Origin of the sequence: Pseudomonas sp. P4795, assembly GCF_048822895.1 — a bacterium.
GTDB lineage: Bacteria > Pseudomonadota > Gammaproteobacteria > Pseudomonadales > Pseudomonadaceae > Aquipseudomonas.
The window spans coordinates 190,783-212,805 of record NZ_JBMFBT010000006.1 but is presented as its reverse complement, the minus strand read 5'-3'; the positions used below and the strand labels follow the sequence as shown (position 1 = coordinate 212,805).

Genomic DNA, 22,023 nt, shown 5'->3' with positions numbered 1-22,023 from the left:
ACGGCCTAAAGTCGGCAATCGACCAAAAATTCGGTTGCCGAATCGACATCTTCTACGCGGCTTGTAGGGCAATGCTGAAAACCCCCTATGCCATGCCTATTTCGCGCTGCGGTTTCGTACCCTCTGCCGTCCGTATTGCCTGACAGAGCCGCGCGAATGCTCAATGACAAGGAAAGCCCCTTCACCCTGACCCTGCTCGATGGCGGCCTCTGCCTGCCGGTGCTGCGTTTCAGCGGTCATGAAGCGCTGAATCAGTTGTATCGTTTCGAGATTGAAGTCATCGGCCTGGCCCCGGCGCAACCGCCGGGTAGTCTGCTGCACCAGGCAGCGTTCCTGCAGCTGGATAACGATCAGGGGATTCACGGCATCATTCAAAGTGCCAGTTGCGAACATCGCGGAACGCATCGGATCGGTTATCAACTGGTGCTGATGCCGCATTTGAGCGCGCTCGACCTGCAGCCGCGACGCCGAGTGTTCACGCGCTCGGACGTGCCGGCAATTATTCAGCAACTGCTGACCGAACATTGCCTGGCACCGCACAGTTACCGAATCGAGATGAACGTCGGCCACTATCCGCCCCGACCGTTCTGCATCCAGTACGACGAGAGTGATCTGGCGTTGTTGCAGCGCCTGTGCGAAGAAGAAGGCATCCACTATCACTTTGAGCACCAGCCCGACGGGCATGTGGTGGTGTTCGCCGATGACAGCCTGAGTTTGCCGCAACAACCGACATCGATCGGATTCAGCAACGAGAATGACGCGCCGTCGCCCACCGTCAGTGCACTGTTCCAGCGGCATAAAGCAGTGATCCCGATGCTTGCGCAAAGCTTTCGCGAACGTGGGCAAGTGCAAAGTCATGAGGAAGCGGCCAACCATTCAGTGCCCGCCAACGAACCGGGATTAGTGCCGAGCGAACAACGCCATGCCGAGCAGCGCAGTCGTCGGCAACTGGAGCGCCAGCGTTGTGAGTATCGCTCGATTCACGGCCGCAGCGATTGCCCGCGTCTGCGAAGTGGCCAACTGCTGCAAGTGGCCGATCACCCGGTCAGCGGCTTCAACGAGCAATGGCTGATCACCGAGTTGCGCCATCAGGGGCAACAGCCGTCAATCCTCGAGCCGATGCCCGCAACCCGCCGCTATCACAATGAATTTACCGCGCAACCATGGTCGACCGACTTCCGTCCGCCACTGCGCCACGCGCGCCCGAGCATTCCCGGGTATCAACTGGCGCGAGTGCGCGGTACACCCGGCCAGCCGCCGCAACCGGATGACCAGGGCCGCATCGCCGTGCAGCTATGGCCCGCGCTCGGCGAGACTGAAAATTTGTGGCTACCGATTGCCACCAGCGGCCGACTCGCAGCAGACGCATTGCCTCGTGCCGGCAGTGAGGTCTGGGTGAGTTTTCTCGACAGCGATCCGGATCGACCGATCCTGTGCCTCGACGCCTGTGGTTCCCGACCACTCCGGCAAACCATGCCTGAGCCCGACACGGACGACCCTTTACTCAACTGGCTGCTCAACCGCGCCGCGCCTTGAGCTTTAGCCTTTGTCAGCCTTGCCCGCCGCTGCGGCAAACTTCGCCAGGCGCACATCCAGATGCCGTGGCCGGCGCTCATGGTCTTCGGCGCGCTCCTTGCGCCGGATCGCGTTGCGCACCATCAGCGAACCTAGATAGCGGATCGGCTCGGGTGGAAAATAGCCGAGCGGCCCGTTGACCAACGGCGAGCGCGTCCACGGGTTGTCGAGGCCGAGCACCAGTGACGCGAGAATCTGCCCGCCCATATGACACGGACCGACGCCGCTGCCGGAATAGCCAAAACCGTAGAACACATTGGCGCTGACACCCATTTGCCCGAAAAACGGCAGACCGGTGACCGAGCGATCCGAAGGACCATTCCACGTCGCATCGATTTTCACATCGGCGAACGCCGGAAAAAAATCGCCGAGGCTGCGCTTGAGCAATCCGGCGTACGGCGATGGCTGATCGAACACCGGCAGCATCCGCCCGCCATAAGCGAAGGTGTTGCCGCCCTTGCCAAGCATGATTCGGCCGTCCGGGGTGTTGTGGTAGTAGTGCACGAAGATCCGCGAATCGAGCACCGTCACCCCGCTGGTCAAACCGATTTGCTGCAAGAGGTCAGGGCGTGGCTCGGTGATCAGCATGTCGCTGGAAACGATCGCCACGCTGCGCTCGAACTGCGGGAAAGCGCGGGCCATCCACGCGTTCATCGCCAGCACCACACGGTCGGCAACCACGCAACCGTCCGGTGTGCGGATGCGCGCCGGGTGGCCCTCTTCGAGCCCGGTCATTGCGCTGTTTTCGTGGATTCTCACGCCCAGTTGCAATGCGACACGGCGCAAACCGCGCACCAGTTTTCCCGGTTGCACACTGGCTGCGGCCGGGGAAAACCAGCCCTCCAGATGTTTGTCCGAACCGGCCATGCGCTGCACGTCGGCAACCGGGCGTTGGGTGAACGAGTTGATGCCGTTGCGCTCCAGCGCGGCAATCACTGCGTCGGTCGAACCGCATTGCGCGCGATTGGTCGCGGTGTACAAGGTGCCGTCGAGTCGGTAATCGGCATCCACGCCGTATTGCTCGCAGAATTCGCCGATGGCATGGATGCTGCGTTCCGACTCCTTGACCAGCCGCACCGCTTCTTCAACACCGAACAAGCGCTCGAGCGTGAAGTACTTGGCCGACCATGACAGCGCGCAGCCGCCATTTCGCCCACTGGCGCCGGCGCCGCAGATGTCGGCTTCGATCAACACCACATCCAGTTGCGGGTTGTGCTGCTTGAGCATGATCGCTGTCCACAGCCCGGTGTAGCCGCCGCCGACAATGCACACATCGCTGCGGATTTCGCCGTTGACCGGCGGACACGGCTCGCTCGTTTCCGTGAGCAAGGCTTGCTCGAGCCAAAAAGGTCGCATGGTTTTCTCCAGTCAGTTGGCCACGCTACAGCCTGCCGCGAGCGTCGCAGCAGGCCGCGAGGCACGGAATGTTCAGTTGCGTAAAGGTTTGATCGTCATGGCCCGATTGGGCACGAAGGCGCGCAGCTCGTTTAATGCATCCGGTCGACTGTTCCAGTGCGGGATCAGCACCAGCGCCGAGAACAGCGCGCAACCGGCGAACACGATGAACACCGTCACTGAGTCGAAGTAGCCGGGTAACAAGCCACCGAGCACCGCACCCACCGAGCCGCAGCCGTTGACGAATCCGGCCGCCGTGGCGCCTGCCTTGGCAGTACCGAAATCAATCGCCGCCGCACCGCTGATCATTGAGTCCGGGCCATACAAAGTCAGGCCCATCACGAACAGTAGCGCCACCACCAACAGCACGCTGCCAGTGTTCAGCGCGGCCATGAACAGCGCCAACGTCACGGTCAGCGCCAGCAGGCTGATAACGCAGGCCGGCATGCGCCGAGCGCCGAACAGTTTGTCCGAGGCCAGCCCGAGCATGATCGGCCCGAGCAGCCCCGCCAGTTCAAAAGCGGTGGGAATGATCGCCGCACCGACTTTGCCCACGGAAGGCATCTGCTCGAACACGATCACCGGCCCCCAGAGCAAAATCGCGTAACGCGCGGGCTTCAGCAGGAAGTAGGCAAGGCCGAGCACCAGCACCGTACGGTTGTGCAATATTTCCTTGAGCGGTTCCCAGATTCTCAGTTTGCCGTTGGCGGCGGTCTGTTCGGCGCTGAGCTCCGGCTCCGGTTCCACTGCGGGCAGGCCGACGTCTTCCGGTTTATCGCGCTGAAAGATGAAGAACAACAGCGCCACCACCGCCACCACCACCGCGCTGGAAATAAACGCCGCGTGCCAACTGCCGATCAGCGTGTAGGCCCACCATCCGGCAAACGGCGATGCCACCAGCCCGCCAAATGCGTAACAGGAACTCCACAATCCGAGCACGCGCCCGCGCTGCCGGGCGGGAAAGAAACTGCCGAGGTTTTTGCACAGCCCCGACCATCCGGTGGACTGCGCCAACCCCTGAATCAGCATGCAAGTGGCGAAGATCGGCAACGTCGCAAAGCTGCCCATCACCAGTGCCGCCGCTGCGGAAATCAACAACCCGCCGAGCACTACCACCCGCGGGCCGAAGCGGTCGGCGAGCATGCCCCAGGTGAACTGGCCAATCGCATACGCCGCCAGATAAATCGCATCGAGGTTGGCCATGGCCATTTTGTCGAGGGTGAAGCTCGGGTCTTCGGCGATGCCCAGTTTGGCCACCGCGAACGCTTTGCGAGTGAAGTAGAACGCGGCGTATGCAAGCCAGGTAATCGCGAAAATCTGCACGCGCCAACGTGCGATGGTGCCGATGTGCTTGTTCATTATGGTTCTGACCTCAGGGTGTGAGTGTGCCGGCAGAATTGGTAAAAAACGCCTGTGTTTTTATTGTTGAGCACTGCGATATCACTCCATCCCTGAGGCGCTATCGGTCAGATGAACCTGGTATTGCACACCCAGGCTCATGGCCAGCGCCGCTGCTCGAACGAGCAGTCAGCGTTGGCGTGAGCCGATCAAAACAATTACGGTGTGATAAATAAAATCGATTTATCGTATTTCACCCATAAGCTCAGCTTGTACTTGCATCGTTGCAGCAGGAGCCAACATGTCCGTGTCCCATGCCCAGCTCAAAGCCTTCCACGCCGTGGCCGTGCATGGAAGCTTCACCAAAGCCGCCCAGCGGCTATTTCTGACGCAACCGGCGATTTCCGACCAGGTGCGCAAACTCGAAGAGCGTTTTGGCGTTTTGCTGTTCCATCGCAACAAGCGCGCGGTGCGCCTGACCGATCTTGGTGAGCGCTTACTGGCGATCACCCAGCGGCTGTTCGTGGTCGAGGCTGAAGCGCAGGAGTTGTTGCAGGAGTCGCAGGCATTGCAGACCGGCAGCCTGATTCTGGCGGTGGATGCACCGGTGCATGTGCTCCCACAGATCGCCCGGTTCTGCGAGCGCTATCCGGGGATCAGCGTGAAGATCGAGACTGGCAACACCGATGAATCGCTGTTCCGTCTGTTCAACTATCAGGCCGATCTGGCGCTGCTCGGGCGCGATGTCAGCGATGAACGCCTACTGTGCGTGCCGCTGCGCGACGATCCGATGGTGGCATTCGTTTCGCGCACTCATCCGTGGGCGGAACGCGATTCGATCTGCCTCGCAGATCTCGATGACACGCCGCTGGTCTTGCGCGAAATGGGCTCGGTGACTCGCCAGACGCTGGAAGAAGAAATGGCCCGCGCCGGATTTCGTATTCGTCCGGCGATTCAGGTCGAAGGTCGAGAAGCGGCGCGCGAAGCGGTGGTGGTAGGCATTGGTGTGGGCGTGGTGTCGGCGGCGGAGTTTGGCTCGGATTCACGGGTGTGTGCGCTGCCCATCACCGATTGCACCCGGCGCTTGACCGAGACCCTGGTGTGTTTGCGCGAGCAGAGTTCGCGGCGGGTGGTGGCGACTTTTCTCGAGATGGTGCGCGAGAGTCTGGCTTAGGCTACCGGCCTCATCGCGGGCAAGCCCGCTCCCACAGGATTTATGTCGGTCACACAGTTTTGCACGACACATACCTTGTGGGAGCGGGCTTGCCCGCGATTGCGGCGACTCGGTATTTCATGAAGGCGCCAAATCGAAAAACGCCTGAATCAGGCGCAACTCCCGGCGCCGCTCGATGCATCCGAGCATGTGCCGGTTGACCAAGCCGTCGCCGGCAAGCGCAATCGCCACCACGCGCGGGTCATGGCTGACCTCCACCGAAGACACCACGCCGACGCCGAGCTCGGCCGCCACGGCTTCGGTCACTGCCTCGCGACTGTCCAGCTCCAGCAGCACCCGTGGATTGACCGCCGCCTGCGCACAGGCCTGATCGAAGGTGCGCCGGGTGATCGAACTGGGCTCGCGCAGCACCATGATCACTTGATCGAGTTCCTTGAGCTGCACTTCAGACGTACGCGCCGCCCAAGGATGCCCGGCCGGCACCAATGCGCAAATCCGCGATTCGCTCAGCGCTTGCAAGTGCAGCCCCTTGCGCGGCTCGACCTCGGTCAACACCGCCACGTCGGCATGCTCGGACATCAGCGCGGCGAGGGTTTCCTGCGCGTTGCCCAAACGCAGATTGACGGTGATCCCCGGATACCGCGCGCGCAGGCTGGCGAGCATCGGCATGACCATGTGCGGGCCGTCAGCCGCTACTTCCAGCCGGCCGCTGAGCAACTGTCGATTAGCTTCGAGCAACGCCTGCGCCTCTTCGGCCATGCCGAACATCGCCCGGGTGATCGCTGCGAGTTTGGTGCCCTCCTCGGTCAGCTCGACCCGCCGCGCGGTGCGCCTTAGCAGAGTGATCTGGTAGTGCTCCTCCAGCGCCTTGATGTGCCCGGTGACCGCCGGCTGACTGATGAACAGCCGCGCAGCAGCGCGGGTGAAGCTGCCTTCTCGGGCGACAGCATCGAAGGCGCGCAGCTGAAACAGATTCATGAATAACTCTCACTGATGGCTGGCATAACAACAAACAATTTGATTGATGGCTCGCCGAATTGCAACTTAGGCGCCGTAGCTTCATCCCCCAGCGCTTTCGCGAGGACACACGAATGAGTATCGCCGCCCCCATCCTGCTCACTCCCGGCCCGTTGACCACTTCGGCGCGAACCCGCCAGGCGATGATGGTCGACTGGGGTTCATGGGATGACCGCTTCAATCAACTGACCGCCAGCCTCTGCGAGCAATTGCTGGCGATCCTCAACGGCGCGGCGACGCACCACTGCGTGCCATTGCAAGGCAGCGGCACCTTCGCCGTCGAAGCCGCGATCGGCACCCTCGTGCCGCGTGACGGCAAGATTCTGGTATTGATCAACGGCGCGTACGGCAAGCGTCTGGCGAAGATCTGTGAAGTGCTCGGCCGCTCGTTCAGCACCTTCGAAACCGCCGAAGATGAGCCGACCACCGCGGCCGACGTGGACCGCCTGTTGCGCGCCGACGCTGATATCACCCACGTCGCACTGATTCATTGTGAAACCAGCACCGGCATCCTCAATCCACTGGCAGAAATTGCTCAAGTTATTGCGCAGCACGGCAAACGCCTGATCATCGATGCAATGAGTTCTTTCGGCGCCTTGCCGGTGGATGCGCAACAAGTGCCGTTCGATGCGCTGATCGCCGCTTCGGGCAAATGCCTGGAAGGCGTGCCGGGCATGGGTTTCGTATTCGCCCGCAAAGAGTCGCTGGCCGCCTCCGCCGGCAATTCGCACTCGCTGGCGATGGATCTGTTCGATCAGCACAGTTATATGCAAAAAACCGGGCAGTGGCGCTTCACCCCGCCGACCCACGTAGTCGCGGCGCTGCACGAAGCGCTGCTGCAATACCACGAAGAAGGCGGCCTGCCGGCGCGGCATGCGCGTTATGCGGCCAACTGTCAGGCGCTGATGGAAGAAATGGCCGCGCTTGGGCTGCGCAGTTTTCTGCCGGCAGACATTCAGGCGCCGATCATTGCCACTTTCCATGCGCCCAACGATCCGCGCTACCAGTTCAAGGACTTTTACGAACGGGTCAAGGCCAAGGGTTACATCCTCTACCCCGGCAAACTGACCCAGCTCGAAACCTTCCGCGTCGGCTGCATCGGTCACGTCAACCCGGCGCAAATGCGCGAAGCCGTGGCGGCGATTGGCGAGGCGCTGCGCGAGATGGAAGTCCTCGCTATCTGATTTCCCGGCACACAGCTTTTTCAGTCATTTACCACAGGATTTGATCAGCATGAACTACAGCAACCCAACCCAGCTGCAAGCCGCGATCCTCGACTGGGCCGGCACCGTAGTCGATTTCGGCTCATTCGCACCCACGCAGATTTTTGTCGAAGCCTTCGCCGAGTTCGACGTCCAGGTCTCCATCGAAGAAGCCCGCGGGCCGATGGGCATGGGCAAGTGGGATCACATTCGTACTCTGTGCGACCAACCGCAGGTGGCCGAGCGTTATCGCAAGGCGTTCGGCCGTACTCCGACTGACGACGACGTTACTGCGATCTACCAGCGCTTCATGCCGTTGCAGATCGAAAAAATCGCCGAGCACTCGGCACTGATCCCCGGCGCACTGGAGACCATCGCCAACCTGCGCCAGCAAGGGATCAAAATCGGCTCGTGTTCCGGGTATCCGAAGCAAGTCATGGACAAAGTCGTCGAATTGGCCGCGAGCAACGGCTACGTCGCCGATCACGTAGTCGCCACCGATGAAGTGCCAAACGGCCGCCCTTGGCCAGCTCAGGCATTGGCCAACGTGATTGCGCTGGGCATCGATGATGTGGCTGCGTGTGTGAAAATCGACGACACCGTGCCGGGCATTCTCGAAGGCCGCCGCGCCGGGATGTGGACGGTCGCGCTGATCTGCTCAGGCAATGCGCTGGGGCTGGATTACGCTGGTTATCGCGCGCTGAGCAGTGACGCACTGGCCAGCGAACGCGAGCGCATTCACGCACTGTTCGCAGCCTCGCGCCCGCACTACATGATCGACACCATTACCGATTTGCCAGAAGTGATTGCCGATATCAACCAACGTCTGGCAAATGGAGAAATGCCGCAAAGCTTTTAATCACACTATAAAAACCGCCAACCCGGAAAGGGCTGGCGGTTTTTTTATTGCGTCTGACAACTAACAAAACTCAGCCAATAGTAAAAAAACAATATCACTCATTATTGGCGAACCTTGTTATTCACTCAGAAATCAGATTACCGTCAGCATCGTATGCCAGTCCGTCCGGGTATTTAATCGAACCGTCACGCAGTTGCACGGTTCCGTCCGGCCAGACAATACGTCCATCGGGATATTCGACGGCATCACTCGGCCAGACGATGCGTCCGTCTGGATGCTCCACTCGACCATCCGCATGCTGAATGATCCCGTCCGGGCGCGTCACCGCAGTCTGCTCGGCGTTGATCAGACTGCCATCCTGCAACGACGTGGTTCCATCAGGATTACGAGCGCTGCCAAGCGCATTCAGCAGGTTGTACAGCGCAACCGGATCGACGTTGATATTCAGCGTAGGCCACGGCATTGGCGGCCTGACACCTGCTACGGGCTTGACCGGAGGTGTGCCTGGCGGCACTGGAGGCTTGACCGGTGGCACGGGCGGCTTGACGGGTGGTTTGACCGGCGGCACTGGCGGTTTCACCGGAGGTTTGACCGGCGGTACCGGTGGCTTCACCGGCGGTTTGACCGGCGGTACTGGTGGCTTCACCGGCGGTTTGACCGGCGGCTTTGGCTTCGGCACGGAAATCCCGGGTTTCGATACCGGAGGTTTGGCCATGGCCTTGCGCACGATATATCCAGATTTGTTATCCAGCAAAATACTGAGAGCCATATATACATCCATTTATTCAAGCAGCTGATTTATTGCTGCCGTTGATTTAGGCAATCAAATAAAACTTCAATCACCGACTGCCAACAACAATAACCACTTGACTAAAAACACTCAAACTTTCGCAAATACAAGATACAAACAACACTCGGTTACAGCGTTGCATTCAACATATTGAACACTCTGAAAACATCACCTCCCGAACGCCGTAAAAAAAGATGACCTCGATCAGGAAGAAAGTCCGCAACGGGATTACAGTTAAAGCTTGCCGTCGCTCAAGAACGGCACGCTTGGCCCCTGACCCGTGAGGAACACCGTATGCCGTGGACAAATTCCGCCTCTCGTTACAGCACTGTGTCGATCCTGCTGCACTGGCTGATGCTGGTGCTGTTGGTACTGGTGTACGCCAGCATGGAACTGCGTGGTTTCTTTCCCAAGGGTAGCGGAGGGCGCACGCTGATCCGCGAAGTGCATTACCTGCTGGGGCTGACGGTATTCGTGCTGGTGTGGTTGCGCCTGTTTGCCCGCAGCCTGGGGCCGGCGCCGCAGATCTTTCCGGCATCACCGCAATGGCAAACGGTCTTGGCGCGGCTGATGCATTGGGCGTTGTACCTGTTCATGATCAGCATGCCGATTCTCGGCTGGCTGATCACCAGTGCCGAGGGGCATCAGGTGATGTTCTACGGTTTCGACCTGCCGCTATTGGTGAGCGAAGACAAGGCGTTCGCCAAGCAGATCGAATACTGGCACGTGCTCATCGCCACCATCGGCTATTGGCTGATCGGGCTGCATGCGCTGGCGGGGATTTATCATCATTATGTGGTGCGCGATAACACCCTGCTGCGGATGATGCCCAAACGCGGCTAGTGCCTGCCATCGAATCCCCGGCGGCCCTGCAAGCCGCCGGTATGGATGAAGATCAGGCGAGTACCGCGAGCGAATTTGCCCGCCTCGACATGCTGCTTGAGCGCGAGCAACGCCTTGCCGGTGTACAGCGGCTCGAAGGGAATACCGCTGGCCTGTTCGGTGTGTTCGATGAACTCCAGCAATTGCGCATCGACTTTGGCGAAGCCGCCGCGGCTGGCGTCGAGCAGTTCGTAGGCCGGATTGGACATTCCGGCTTCATCAAGAATCGCCTCGACCTGCGGTGCGACACCGTGATCGTCGGGCACTGCCAGTGCGCCGTAAACCCCGTGCTTACCCGCCTCCGCCAGGACCATGCCGGCCAGCGTGGTGCCCGTGCCACACGCCAGCCACCAGCCGTGAAAATCATCCCAACCCAACGCTTTTAACTGCGCAACCGCCTGCTGCTTGATCGCCGAGCAGCCCAGCGCACCGGGCAATCCGCCACCGCCCTCAGGCACTGGATGCAGCTGGGGATACTGCGCTCGCCACGGCTCCCAGAATCCCGACTCATTACGCGCCCGATAGCCGCCATAGCCGAGCCAGTGCAGATGCATACCGAATGCTTGCAGATCCCGCACCGTCGGCGTGTCCTGCGGATGCCCGCGCAACAGGCCGACCGTGCTGAAATCCAGCCGTTTACCTGCCGCCGCCAATGCATGCAGATGATTGGAATGCGCGCCGCCGAGGCTGATGATGCCTGTGGCCCCAGCACGGTCTGCTGCCTTGAGGTGTTCGACGAGTTTGAACCACTTGTTGCCGCTGATCAGCGGATCGATCTGATCCAGACGCAGGATCGCCACTTCGATATCGGCGGCATGGAGCCAGTCCAGATCAAGTGGTTGCAGAGGGGCTTGAGGAAGCCAATCGGTGAGGGGCAAAAGCATAGGCGCAACATGATCTGCAAAAAATCGCAGTCTACCAGCCACCTCCCTGTAGGAGCTGCGGCACGCTGCGATCTTTTGACTTTGGCTTTTAAAAGCAAGATCAAAAGATCGTCCGATCGCGGCCCGAGCCTTCGGCAGCTCCTACAGGGGAGCGGTGTTTTTAGAGTTCGGCAGCCAGACGCGAACCCTGATTGATCGCGCGTTTGGCATCCAGCTCCGCCGCGACGTCGGCGCCACCGATCAGGTGCACGCTCTGCCCCGCTTCAACCAGACCATCATGCAGCTCACGCAGCGGATCCTGACCGGCGCAGATGACGATGTTGTCCACCGCGAGCAATTGCGGCTCGCCGGTTTCGCCAATGCGAATGTGCAGGCCTTGGTCGTCGATCTTCAGGTACTCGACACTGTTGAGCATCTGCACTTGCTTGTTTTTCAGCCCGGTGCGGTGAATCCAGCCCGTGGTCTTGCCCAGACCGTCGCCGACCTTGGATTTCTTGCGTTGCAGCAGGAACACCTCGCGCGCCGGCGCGTGCGGTTGGGCCTTGATCCCGGCCACGCCACCGCGCGCTTCCAGTTGGGTATCGATGCCCCACTCTTTCCAGAACGCCGCGCGATCCTGGCTGGTGGCCACGCCTTCATGCACAAGGAATTCCGAAACGTCGAAACCGATCCCACCCGCACCGATCACCGCAACACGCTTGCCGACCGGTTTGCGTTCGAGGATCACATCCAGATAGCTCAACACTTTGGCATTCTCAACGCCGGGAATCGCCGGCAAACGAGGAGCGATACCGGTGGCGAGGATGATTTCGTCATAGCCGCCATCAACCAGTTTCGCCACGTCGACGCGGGTGTTCAGACACACCTCGACATTCGTGGTCTGCAACTTGCGGTTGAAGTAACGCAGGGTTTCGAAAAACTCTTCTTTGCCCGGTACACGCTTGGCGATATTGAACTGGCCACCGATTTCGCTGGCCGAATCGAACAGCGTCACCTGATGCCCACGCTCGGCGGCAACGGTAGCGGCGGACAGACCGGCAGGCCCGGCGCCCACCACGGCAATCTTCTTGATCTGCTGCACCGGCAGATAATTGAGTTCGGTTTCATGGCAGGCACGCGGGTTGACCAGGCAACTGGTGAGCTTGCCGCCAAAGGTGTGATCAAGGCAGGCCTGGTTGCAGCCGATGCAGGTGTTGATTTCGTCGGCCCGCCCTTCGGCAGCCTTGTTGACGAAGTCCGGGTCGGCGAGGAACGGCCGCGCCATCGAAACCATGTCGGCGTCGCCCTCAGCGAGGATCTGCTCGGCGATTTCCGGGGTGTTGATGCGGTTGGTGGTGATCAGCGGAATGCTCACCGAACCACGCAGCTTGGCCGTGACTTTACTGAACGCCGCACGCGGCACCTTGGTGGCGATGGTCGGAATGCGCGCTTCGTGCCAGCCGATGCCGGTGTTGATGATGGTCGCACCGGCCTGCTCGATGGCTTTGGCCAGGGTGACGATCTCATCCCAGGTGCTGCCGCCTTCGACCAGATCGAGCATCGACAAGCGGAAGATGATGATGAAGTTCGGGCCGACTGCTTCACGCACACGGCGGACGATTTCCACCGGCAGGCGCATGCGGTTTTCGTAGCTGCCACCCCAACGGTCGGTGCGATGGTTGGTGTGCGCGGCGAGGAACTGGTTAATGAAATAACCTTCGGAACCCATGATTTCCACGCCATCGTACTCGGCGGTTTGCGCCAGCACCGAACAGGTGACGAAATCGCTGATCTGCTTCTCGATGCCTTCCTCGTCCAGCTCTTTGGGCTTGAACGGGTTGATCGGTGCCTGGATCGCACTCGGCGCGACCTGCTTCGGGCTGTAGGCATAACGCCCGGCGTGCAGGATCTGCATGCAGATCTTGCCACCCGCCTCGTGTACTGCGCGGGTGACGATCTGGTGCTTGAGGGCTTCTTCCTCGGTGGTCAGCTTGGCCGCGCCGGAATACACGCCGCCCTCATCGTTGGGGCCGATGCCGCCAGTGACCATCAGGCCAACACCACCACGCGCGCGCTCGGCGAAGTACGCCGCCATGCGCTCGAAGCCACCCGGTTTCTCTTCAAGCCCCGTGTGCATCGAACCCATCAGGGTGCGGTTGCGCAAGGTGGTGAATCCCAGGTCCAGCGGGGCCAGCAGGTGCGGGTAATGGGCGGCGGTCATCGGTAACTCCACAACGAGCAATCACGGAAAATATGCGGGAGCTCTGCGTCCCCCGTCAGTCATGTTCGACAGCCTAAGAGTCGCGTCGCTGTCACTCAATGACCGTAACTGACAACTTATTGATCCAAATGCGCAGCGCCCCTTGGCAAGCCTCGGCATGCGCCCTACCCTAGGCCCACACTCTGTACCCGGTTTTTGTTGGTTTTCATGCGCAAACTTTTGTACCTGACTTTTTCCATGGCCCTCGTGGCGGTCCTCACTTCCTACGCCATGTGGGCGGCAGACCGGCCGGCCGGCCATTATCTCTCGGACTTGCGCATCAAACTGGCGGTCGACCAAGGCACGCCCGGTGATCGTGGCAATCTGCTGGGCATCCAGCCAGAACTGTATCCCACCGACTATCAAAGCCCCGCACGGCTGCATCGCAAACTCGCTGCTTATCTCCAGCAAGCGCAGGATCAGGGACTGCTCAGCGAAAAAACCGTGGTGGTGCTGCCGGAACACATCGGCACCTGGTTGATGATCAGCGGCGAGAAAGACGAGCTGTATCAGGCGCCGACCCTCGCCGAAGCGATGAACTGGCTGGCGGCGAGCAATCCGTTGGAGTTTGCCCGCGCCTGGCTGCGCGCCAAGGGCGAAAACCGTCTGGATGATGCGCATCTGCGCATGAAAGCCAAGAGCATGGCCAAGGACTATCAGGCGTTGTTCGGGGGGCTGGCCAAAGAGTTTCACGTCACCGTCGTGGCCGGTTCAATCGTCTTGCCCGAACCGAGCGTGATCGACGGCAAACTCAAGCCCGGCAGCGGCGCACTGTTCAACAGCAGCGTGGTGTTTGGCAGCGACGGCGCACCGCTCGGCCAACCGCAGCGGCAGATGCACCCGATCTTCGATCAGCGCGAAGTGCTAGCAGCCAGCGACGAGCACAGCCTCAACGTGGTCAACACCCCGGCCGGACGCCTCGGCGTGCTGATCGGCAGCGACAGCTGGTATCCGGACAACTACCACAAACTCGACGCGCAAGGTGCGCAACTGGTTGCGGTGCCAGCGATCATCGTCGGGCATGGTGCGTGGGACAAGCCGTGGCGCGGGTACAAAGGTTCGAGTACGCCGAGTTCGGTCAGCCTCAAACCCGGCGAAGTCAGTGAAGGTCAGGCCTGGCACCGTTTGACCCTCACCGCGCAACCGCCGAGCAGCCAGGCGATTGGCGGCGTCAGTGTATTCATGCGCGGGCAGTTCTGGGACAAGCCGAGTTCGGGCCAAAGCTTTCTCAGCAGCAACGGCCAGCAGTTCGCCGACGGCGAGGCGCGTGGCGCGCGCTTGCTCAACCTCTGGTTGTAAATCGTGAAACCATTGCCGATGCGCCTCGGGGATCTGTCGGTAGGCTTTGTGCATAGCCTTGCCGATGCGGTGCGCAGCCATGGCGCTGATCCGCAGCCGCTACTTGAGCAATACGGCCTGGACGCGGCGCGGCTGGCTGAGGCTGGCGCGCGCTTGTCGATCCCACGTTATATGCGCCTGGGTCACGGCGCGATTCAATTGACCGGGGATCCGGCGCTGGGTCTGCGCATGGGTCAGCTCAGTCGCCTGAGTCAGGCCGGGCTGGCCGGCGTTACCGCCGCTCAAGCACCCACCGTGCGTGAAGCCGCGCGCTGTCTGATCCGCTTTGAAGCGTTGTATGGTTCCAATTATCGTGGTCAGTCGAGTTTCCACGAAGACGCCTCCGGCGCGTGGCTGCGCTTCTATTCGATCAGCCCGTATAACGCCTACAACCGCTTCGTGGTGGATTCGATCATCGCTGGCTGGCTGCATCAACTGTCGAGCATCAGTCCCGAGCCATTGCGCGCGGAGCGGATCGAGATCGAGTTCGATGCGCCGGATTATCGCGACGCTTACAGCGCGCTCGGTAACTGCCCGATGCAGTTCAGCGCCGAACGCAATCAACTGCGCCTGGATTTGGCGAGTCTTGCGCAGCGCAACCCGGAGCATTGCCCGAGCACCTGGAAGCATCTGTTGGCGTTGTGTGAGCGCGAACTGGAACAACTGACGCGCACCCGCAGCCTGCGCGAGCGCATCACGCAATTGCTCGGGCCGTTGCTCAATGGTGGCCGGGAACCCGACCTCGAAGAAGTGGCGGCACGCCTGAAGCTGCCAACCTGGACACTGCGGCGCAAACTGACCGAGGAAGGCACGCAGTTTCGCGCAATCCTCAATGACACTCGGCGTGATCTGGCGATGACCTACATTCGCGACACTGAACTGGCGTTCGGTGAAATCGCCTACCTGCTCGGTTTTGCCTCAGCCGAGGCGTTTCAGCGCGCATTCAAGCGTTGGAGCAGCCAGACCCCGGGCGAATTTCGTCGTAGTCATCGCAAGACCGCTTGAGCATTTACAGCTCGGTCGCGTCTTCTGCCGGTTCCGGCGAATCCAGCTCGTAAGCCTGATACTCGAGCAGTTCTTCTTGATATTCATCCATCGTGTAATCCCCCCTACTCGTTCGCTTTGAAATGGCCTGAATCAAATGACCCGCGCCTCGAGCATAAAGTGCCCGTGTGAAGGAAAAATGAAATCTCGCCTTCATCAAATAAACGTAGCAGGTGGTCAGGAATTTATCGTGAGGGATTTGCAGAATGTGTGAGCTGAGGTTTCAGCTCACACATTCGCCTGAAGCGATCAGTAACTGGCAGGCATCGCCGGGATCGGCTCGGACGGTGGCGGCAGATCGGAGGGATTGGCTGGCGGGGTAATGGTTTCTGCGGCTGGTGCAGGCTCTGCGGCCGGCTCAGGAGTGATCGGCGCGGCCTCGGCAGGTGGTGCGACCGGTTGCGAGACTGGAACAGCTTCAACTGGCGCTGGTACAGGTTCGGCCGCCGGAGTCGGCGCGGGAGTTGCTGCCGGAGCTGCTGCTGGCGCTGGTACTAAAGCTGCCGGAGCAGCCTTGGCTTCAGGCACACCCAAGTCGGTCTTGGGTTTCTCTTCGATGTGCGCAGCCTTCTTCGTTTCAGCTGGCAGGAACAACTCGACCAAGGTAAAGAAGCGCTCGTAGAACTTCTGTGAAGACACAGTTTCACTGGCGACCTTGACCATCGAGTCGTCCGAAGAGCCGATCGGCATCGATACCGATCCGAGCACACCAACGCCAACGCTCGCGGAATTATTGGTCTTCTTCAGCGCGTAACGGTCCTGCAAGGCATTGGCGAACATCGTGGCATGGTGGCCGGCGCTGCCGTCATCGGCACACACGATGTTGAAGCTGATTTCCAGGTGCGTCTCACCAGTCTGCTGGAAGCTCTTGTGACCACTGACCTGCTTCGGGTCGTTGCTGGTGATGATGTAACCCTGACTGAGCAAGGCACGGCGTGCCGCTTCGCACGTCACGGCGTCGGTCACCGGGTATGTGCGCGAGAAGGTGCCAGAGTCGTCAAAGTTCTCATGCTCGTACATTGGCTTGTCTTTGGTGCAGCCGGCAGCGGCGGTCAGCACCAGCGCCAACCCGATGAAACGCACGGGAATAGAATTCAACATTAAACATCCTGAGGGAAAACGGTCCGGGGCGTATTGTGCAACAGATCGCAGGTCGACGGAGCATGGATTAGTGTCTTAAAACAGTTACAGCTGTACCGACCGTGAATATGCAGAAAAGATCGCACAGCTCGATGACTGGTATAGCCCCGCCCTGCAGCAATCACCAGAAACAAAAAAGCCCCGGATTTGCATCCGGGGCTTCATTTTGCAGCTCAGTCAACCATCAGAAACGCTTGATGTCGGCTTCGCTTTCCAGCTGTTTGCGATACGCCGCGAAGTCCTGCTGACCCACACGCGACGCGAGGAAGCGACGGTATTGCGCTTTCTCTTCGTCAGTCGGCGCAGCGGCTTCGTTGACAGCGTTCAGACGCACGATAGTCAGGCTGCCGTCTGGCAAAGTTACGCTGCTGAACGACGGCTTGTCCTTGGCAGCTGGCTTCGGCATGCGGAACAGCGCTTGCAGCACGGCCGGGTCAACGCCTTCCTGAGCGCGAGTGGCCGCCGCAGTGGCTTTCCAGCTTTGACCGTCAATAGCCTTGTCGAGCGGAGTCTTGCCGTCACGCAGACCGGCGATCAGTTGATCGGCCTTGGTCTTGGCAGCAGCGCTGGCGTGCTCTTTGGCCAACTGAGTGCGAATGGCGGTTGCCACGCTTTCCAGCGGCAGTTGAGCAGGCTTCAGGTGCTCCTTGGCGCGCAACACAATCACGGTTTCCGGGTCCAGTTCGATGGCGGTGCTGTTGGCGCCTTCATCGAGGACTTCGGTACTGAACGCAGCAGTCACCACGGCACGGTTGGCCGCAATACCTTCGCCGCCTTCACGACCAAACGGCTTGGTGGTGTGCACGGTCAGCTTCAGATCCTGCGCTGGCTGGGCCAGGTCGGATGCTTCGAACGAAGAGTCTTCCAGTTGCTTGGTCGCCTCGACGAAACGCTGCTCCACTTGCTGGGTTTTCAGCTCGCGGGTCAGTTTGTCTTTCAGGCTGGCAAAAGTCGGGACTTCCGGCGCTTCGACGCCCAGCAACTTGATCAGGTGAAAACCGAAGTCGGTGCGAACCGGCTCGGAAACCTGGTCTTTAGCCAGCGAGTACAGCGACTTTTCGAAAGCCGGATCGTAGACGCCAGGGCCTGCGAAACCAAGATCACCGCCATTGCTGGCCGAACCCGGATCCTGCGAGAACTCCTTGGCCAGCGCTTCGAACTTCTCGCCCTTGGCCAAGCGTGCCTGGATCTCTTCGATCTTGGTCTTGGCCTGAGCTTCGGTGGTCTTGTCGTTGACTTCGATCAGAATGTGCGCCGCACGACGCTGTTCCGACAGGTTGGCGATCTCTTTCTGATACGCCGCTTGCAGATCCTCGTCTTTCACGCTGACCTGATCGAAGAACGAAGCCTTTTTCAGCTCGAGGTAATCGATGATCACCTGATCCGGCGTCATGAATTCCTTGGCATGCTCGTCGTAGTAAGCCTTGACCTCATCGTCAGTCAGTTTGACTGCGGCAGGGTCAGCCTTGACGTTCAGGGTAGCGAAGTCGCGCGTCTGTTTTTCCAGACGGGCAAATGCCAGCACTTGAGCGTCGGTCACGAAGCCACTGCCGGCAACACCGGCGCGCAGCTGACCGATCAGCATTTCCTGAGCCAGCATCTGGCGGAATTGCATGCGGCTGTAACCCAGTTGACGGATCACCTGGTCGAAGCGCTCGGAGCTGAACTTGCCGTCAACCTGGAATTCAGGTGTCTGCAAAATCACTTGGTCGAGTGCAGCTTCGGAGAATGCGAATTTCGATTTTTCTGCGCCTTGCAGCAGCAGTTTGCGATCGATCAGGCCTTTGAGAGCCGAGTCGCGCAGCATTTTTTCGTCGAGCAAAGAAGCGTCGAAGTCTTTGCCCAGCTGTTGCATCAGCTGACGGCGTTGCATATCAACGGCCTGGCTCAGCTCGTTCTGGCTGATTTTTTCACCATTGACCTTGGCCGCATCCTGGCTGTTGGTAGTGGCCTGGAAAATCGCCTCGATACCGGTGAAAGCCATCAATACAACGATGATCCCGATGATGGTTTTGGCAATCCAGCCTTGTGAATTGTCCCTGATATTCTGCAGCATGCGTCCCCCAGAAACGGTTGAACTTCAAAATTAGGCAACCGTGGAGCGTGGGTAGAATCCGGATAGAAGAAAGGCGCATCCGAGGATGCGCCTTCTCGTAACTGGCGGAGCGGACAGGGCTCGAACCCTCGATCCCGGTGTGACAGGCAGCTATTTCAACCACCTGCTCTACCGCTCCGCTGCCAAGTCAGGCTTGACCCCGACCCGGATGGGTAAAAACTTGAAAGAGACTTAGTTGACGGCTTCTTTCAGGGCTTTACCGGCTTTGAAACCTGGTTTTTTAGCCGCTGCGATTTCCAGCGTCTTACCGGTCTGTGGGTTACGACCAACGCGAGCTGGACGATCAGTTACGGAGAAAGTACCGAAACCCACCAGAACAACGGAGTCGCCAGCCTTGAGAGCGCCAGTGACGGATTCGATTACAGCGTCCAGCGCACGGCCAGCAGCAGCTTTCGGGATATCAGCGGATGCAGCGATAGCATCAATCAGTTCCGACTTGTTCACTCTAAGTCCCCTTATATCTATTTGAGTTTGATTCTAAGTTTTTTGGTGAAAGCAAAAACCAGTGCTGAATGGCCTACAGACACTTAAGAGCCGCTTTATAACAAGGGCTCTAAAAAGCTGTCAAGGAAGCCCCTCAGGCAAATGCATACTAATGCGTGCTAATTCTTTCCTTAGAGTCAGACTCACGTTTTTCGTCCTTGGCAACTATCTCGGGAGCCACATCCGGCAAGGGCTCCGGCGCGTATTGCAGCGCAATTTGCAGGACCTCGTCAATCCATTTAACCGGTTTAATCTGCAGATCCTGCTTGATATTGTCAGGAATCTCCTTCAAATCGCGCACGTTCTCTTCCGGAATGATCACAGTCTTGATCCCGCCGCGGTGTGCCGCGAGCAGTTTTTCCTTCAGACCGCCAATCGCCAGCACCTGACCACGCAAGGTAATTTCACCGGTCATGGCTACATCGGCGCGCACCGGAATCCCGGTCAACGCCGAAACCAGCGCCGTGCACATGCCTACGCCAGCGCTCGGACCGTCTTTCGGCGTCGCGCCTTCCGGCATGTGGATGTGCGTGTCGCGCTTCTCGTGGAAGTCCAGCGGAATGCCCAGGCTCTTCGCACGGCTGCGCACAACAGTCAGCGCCGCAGTGATCGATTCGACCATTACATCGCCCAGCGAACCGGTCTTGATCAGCTGACCTTTACCCGGCACAACCGCAGCTTCGATGGTCAGCAATTCACCGCCAACCTGAGTCCAGGCCAGCCCGGTCACTTGACCGATCTGATCCTGTTGCTCGGCCAGACCGTAGCGGAATTTACGCACCCCGAGGAAATGCTCCAGCAGATCAGCTGTCACTTTTACCGAGAAGCGTTTTTCCAGCGCATGCTCTTTGACTGCCTTGCGGCAGACTTTGGCAATCTGCCGTTCGAGGCCACGCACACCGGCTTCACGGGTGTAATAACGGATGATGTCGCGGATTGCTTCAGCGTCGAATTCCAGCTCGCCCTTCTTCAAGCCGTTGGCCTGAATCTGTTTTGGCGACAGGTATTTAACGGCGATGTTGATCTTTTCGTCTTCGGTGTAGCCCGGCAGACGGATCACTTCCATCCGGTCGAGCAGCGCCGGAGGGATGTTCATCGAGTTCGAGGTGCACAGGAACATCACATCCGACAGGTCGTAATCGACCTCCAGATAGTGGTCGTTGAAGTTGTGGTTTTGCTCGGGATCGAGCACTTCCAGCAACGCCGACGCCGGGTCACCGCGCATGTCGCTGCCCATTTTGTCGATTTCATCGAGCAGGAACAGCGGGTTGCGCACACCCACCTTCGTCATCTTTTGAATCAATCTTCCTGGCATCGAACCGATGTAAGTCCGACGGTGACCACGGATTTCCGCTTCATCACGCACACCGCCAAGGGCCATGCGCACGAATTTGCGGTTGGTGGCATGGGCGATCGACTCGGCCAGCGAGGTTTTACCCACGCCCGGAGGACCGACCAGGCACAATACCGGGCCACGAATTTTCTTCACACGCTTTTGTACGGCGAGGTATTCAAGGATGCGCTCCTTGACCTCATCGAGGCCGTAATGGTCGGCGTCGAGAATGTCCTCAGCGCGCGCCAGATCCAGGCGCACTTTGCTCTGAGCCTTCCACGGCACCTGCACCAGCCAGTCGATGTACGAGCGCACCACGGTGGCCTCAGCGGACATCGGCGACATTTGCTTGAGCTTGTTCAGCTCGGCGGTGGCCTTGGCCAGAGCGTCTTTCGGCAGGCCCGCAGCGTCGATACGCTTTTTCAGGTCTTCGATTTCGTTGTGGCCTTCGTCGCTGTCGCCGAGTTCTTTCTGAATGGCCTTCATCTGCTCATTCAGGTAGTACTCGCGCTGACTGCGCTCCATTTGTTTTTTGACACGACCGCGAATGCGTTTTTCGACTTGCAGCAGGTCAATCTCGGCATCCAGCAACGCCAGAACGTGCTCGACCCGGGCCGACAAATCAATGATTTCGAGGATTTCCTGCTTCTGCTCGATTTTCAGCGCCATGTGCGCGGCCATGGTGTCGACCAGACGACCCGGCTCATCGATGCTGTTGAGCGAAGACAGGACTTCAGCCGGGACTTTCTTGCCCAACTGCACATATTGTTCGAATTGCGACAGCAGTGTGCGCACGAACACTTCGGATTCGCGCTCTGGGGCGTCGACTTCGTCGATCAGCGACACTTCCGCACGGCAATGGCCATCGACTTCGCTGAAGCGCTCCACGGCGCCCCGCTGCTCGCCTTCGACCAGAACCTTGACGGTGCCGTCCGGCAGCTTGAGCAATTGCAGAACAGTGGCGATTGTACCTACGCGATAGAGTGCATCTTCACCGGGATCATCGTCAGCCGGGTTTCTCTGGGCCAACAGCAAGATCTGCTTGTCGCCCGTCATCGCAGCTTCGAGGGCTTCGATGGATTTCTCGCGCCCCACGAACAGCGGGATAACCATGTGCGGATAAACCACGACATCACGCAATGGCAGGAGAGGCAATTCGATGGTGGTCTTCATGATTTCGCCTCTACGGCGGCCGTACGGCCGTAATCGGATGG

At 59.6% G+C, this 22,023-nt stretch carries 17 protein-coding genes; 7 read left to right on the top strand and 10 right to left on the bottom strand.

Translation table 11 applies throughout. The annotated features are described in order from the left end of the window. Positions 1–156 precede the first annotated feature (156 nt). Positions 157–1,536: a type VI secretion system Vgr family protein gene (locus tag ACOI8A_RS18970; protein ID WP_420650126.1), complete on the top strand. Its 1,380-nt coding sequence runs from the start codon at positions 157–159 to the stop codon at positions 1,534–1,536. A 3-nt stretch (positions 1,537–1,539) separates the two neighbouring features. Here ACOI8A_RS18970 and ACOI8A_RS18965 read toward each other — a convergent pair whose 3' ends face one another. Then, positions 1,540–2,931 carry an FAD-dependent oxidoreductase gene (locus ACOI8A_RS18965; RefSeq protein ID WP_420650127.1) on the bottom strand — a complete coding sequence of 464 codons (1,392 nt, stop codon included), beginning with the start codon at positions 2,929–2,931 and terminating at the stop codon, positions 1,540–1,542. A gap of 72 nt (positions 2,932–3,003) precedes the next feature. Next, positions 3,004–4,329 (bottom strand): MFS transporter, encoded by a 1,326-nt coding sequence (locus ACOI8A_RS18960; RefSeq protein ID WP_420650128.1) that lies wholly within the window; start codon positions 4,327–4,329, stop codon positions 3,004–3,006. Positions 4,330–4,609: 280 nt separating this feature from the next. On the opposite strand from ACOI8A_RS18960, the gene ACOI8A_RS18955 reads away from it, so the two are divergent. Beyond that, entirely contained in the window at positions 4,610–5,482 is an 873-nt protein-coding gene (locus ACOI8A_RS18955) for a LysR family transcriptional regulator (RefSeq protein WP_420650129.1), read from the top strand. Between the two features lie 117 nt (positions 5,483–5,599). On the opposite strand, the gene ACOI8A_RS18950 is transcribed toward ACOI8A_RS18955, so the two are convergent. Next, positions 5,600–6,460 (bottom strand): LysR substrate-binding domain-containing protein, encoded by an 861-nt coding sequence (locus ACOI8A_RS18950; RefSeq protein ID WP_420650130.1) that lies wholly within the window; start codon positions 6,458–6,460, stop codon positions 5,600–5,602. 113 nt (positions 6,461–6,573) lie between these two features. On the opposite strand from ACOI8A_RS18950, the gene ACOI8A_RS18945 reads away from it, so the two are divergent. Then, positions 6,574–7,683 (top strand): 2-aminoethylphosphonate--pyruvate transaminase, encoded by a 1,110-nt coding sequence (locus ACOI8A_RS18945; RefSeq protein WP_420650131.1) that lies wholly within the window; start codon positions 6,574–6,576, stop codon positions 7,681–7,683. A 49-nt stretch (positions 7,684–7,732) separates the two neighbouring features. After that, the gene (gene phnX, locus ACOI8A_RS18940; protein ID WP_420650132.1) at positions 7,733–8,560 is read left to right on the top strand and encodes a phosphonoacetaldehyde hydrolase; all 828 of its coding nucleotides are present in this window, start codon (positions 7,733–7,735) and stop codon (positions 8,558–8,560) included. A 121-nt stretch (positions 8,561–8,681) separates the two neighbouring features. On the opposite strand, the gene ACOI8A_RS18935 is transcribed toward phnX, so the two are convergent. Further along, positions 8,682–9,329 carry a hypothetical protein gene (locus tag ACOI8A_RS18935; protein ID WP_420650133.1) on the bottom strand — a complete coding sequence of 216 codons (648 nt, stop codon included), beginning with the start codon at positions 9,327–9,329 and terminating at the stop codon, positions 8,682–8,684. Positions 9,330–9,644: 315 nt separating this feature from the next. Between ACOI8A_RS18935 and ACOI8A_RS18930 the strand changes: the two genes are divergently transcribed. After that, on the top strand, positions 9,645–10,193 hold the full coding sequence (locus ACOI8A_RS18930; RefSeq protein WP_420650134.1) for a cytochrome b: 549 nt from the start codon (positions 9,645–9,647) through the stop codon (positions 10,191–10,193). On the opposite strand, the gene ACOI8A_RS18925 is transcribed toward ACOI8A_RS18930, so the two are convergent. Beyond that, the gene (locus tag ACOI8A_RS18925) at positions 10,190–11,116 is read right to left on the bottom strand and encodes a 1-aminocyclopropane-1-carboxylate deaminase/D-cysteine desulfhydrase (RefSeq protein ID WP_420650135.1); all 927 of its coding nucleotides are present in this window, start codon (positions 11,114–11,116) and stop codon (positions 10,190–10,192) included. The genes ACOI8A_RS18930 and ACOI8A_RS18925 overlap by 4 nt on opposite strands. 160 nt (positions 11,117–11,276) lie before the next feature. Continuing rightward, entirely contained in the window at positions 11,277–13,316 is a 2,040-nt protein-coding gene (locus tag ACOI8A_RS18920; protein WP_420650136.1) for an FAD-dependent oxidoreductase, read from the bottom strand. Between the two features lie 207 nt (positions 13,317–13,523). Here ACOI8A_RS18920 and ACOI8A_RS18915 point away from each other — a divergent pair, with 207 nt between their 5' ends. Then, positions 13,524–14,654, top strand: coding sequence for a nitrilase-related carbon-nitrogen hydrolase (locus ACOI8A_RS18915; RefSeq protein WP_420650137.1), 1,131 nt, complete (start codon positions 13,524–13,526; stop codon positions 14,652–14,654). Between the two features lie 3 nt (positions 14,655–14,657). Continuing rightward, on the top strand, positions 14,658–15,698 hold the full coding sequence (locus ACOI8A_RS18910; protein WP_420650138.1) for an AraC family transcriptional regulator: 1,041 nt from the start codon (positions 14,658–14,660) through the stop codon (positions 15,696–15,698). Between the two features lie 288 nt (positions 15,699–15,986). Here ACOI8A_RS18910 and ACOI8A_RS18905 read toward each other — a convergent pair whose 3' ends face one another. The 4 genes from ACOI8A_RS18905 to lon form a co-directional block, all read right to left on the bottom strand. Next, complete coding sequence (locus tag ACOI8A_RS18905; protein WP_420650139.1) at positions 15,987–16,838, bottom strand: DUF2242 domain-containing protein; 852 nt, start codon at positions 16,836–16,838, stop codon at positions 15,987–15,989. A 223-nt stretch (positions 16,839–17,061) separates the two neighbouring features. Further along, positions 17,062–18,933 carry a SurA N-terminal domain-containing protein gene (locus ACOI8A_RS18900; protein ID WP_420650140.1) on the bottom strand — a complete coding sequence of 624 codons (1,872 nt, stop codon included), beginning with the start codon at positions 18,931–18,933 and terminating at the stop codon, positions 17,062–17,064. A 231-nt stretch (positions 18,934–19,164) separates the two neighbouring features. Continuing rightward, a complete protein-coding gene (locus ACOI8A_RS18895; protein ID WP_096822334.1) occupies positions 19,165–19,437 on the bottom strand; it encodes an HU family DNA-binding protein in 273 nt (90 codons plus the stop codon). Positions 19,438–19,585: 148 nt separating this feature from the next. Next, positions 19,586–21,982, bottom strand: a complete 2,397-nt coding sequence (lon, locus tag ACOI8A_RS18890) for an endopeptidase La (protein WP_420650141.1) — start codon at positions 21,980–21,982, stop codon at positions 19,586–19,588. Between the last annotated feature and the right edge of the window lie 41 nt (positions 21,983–22,023).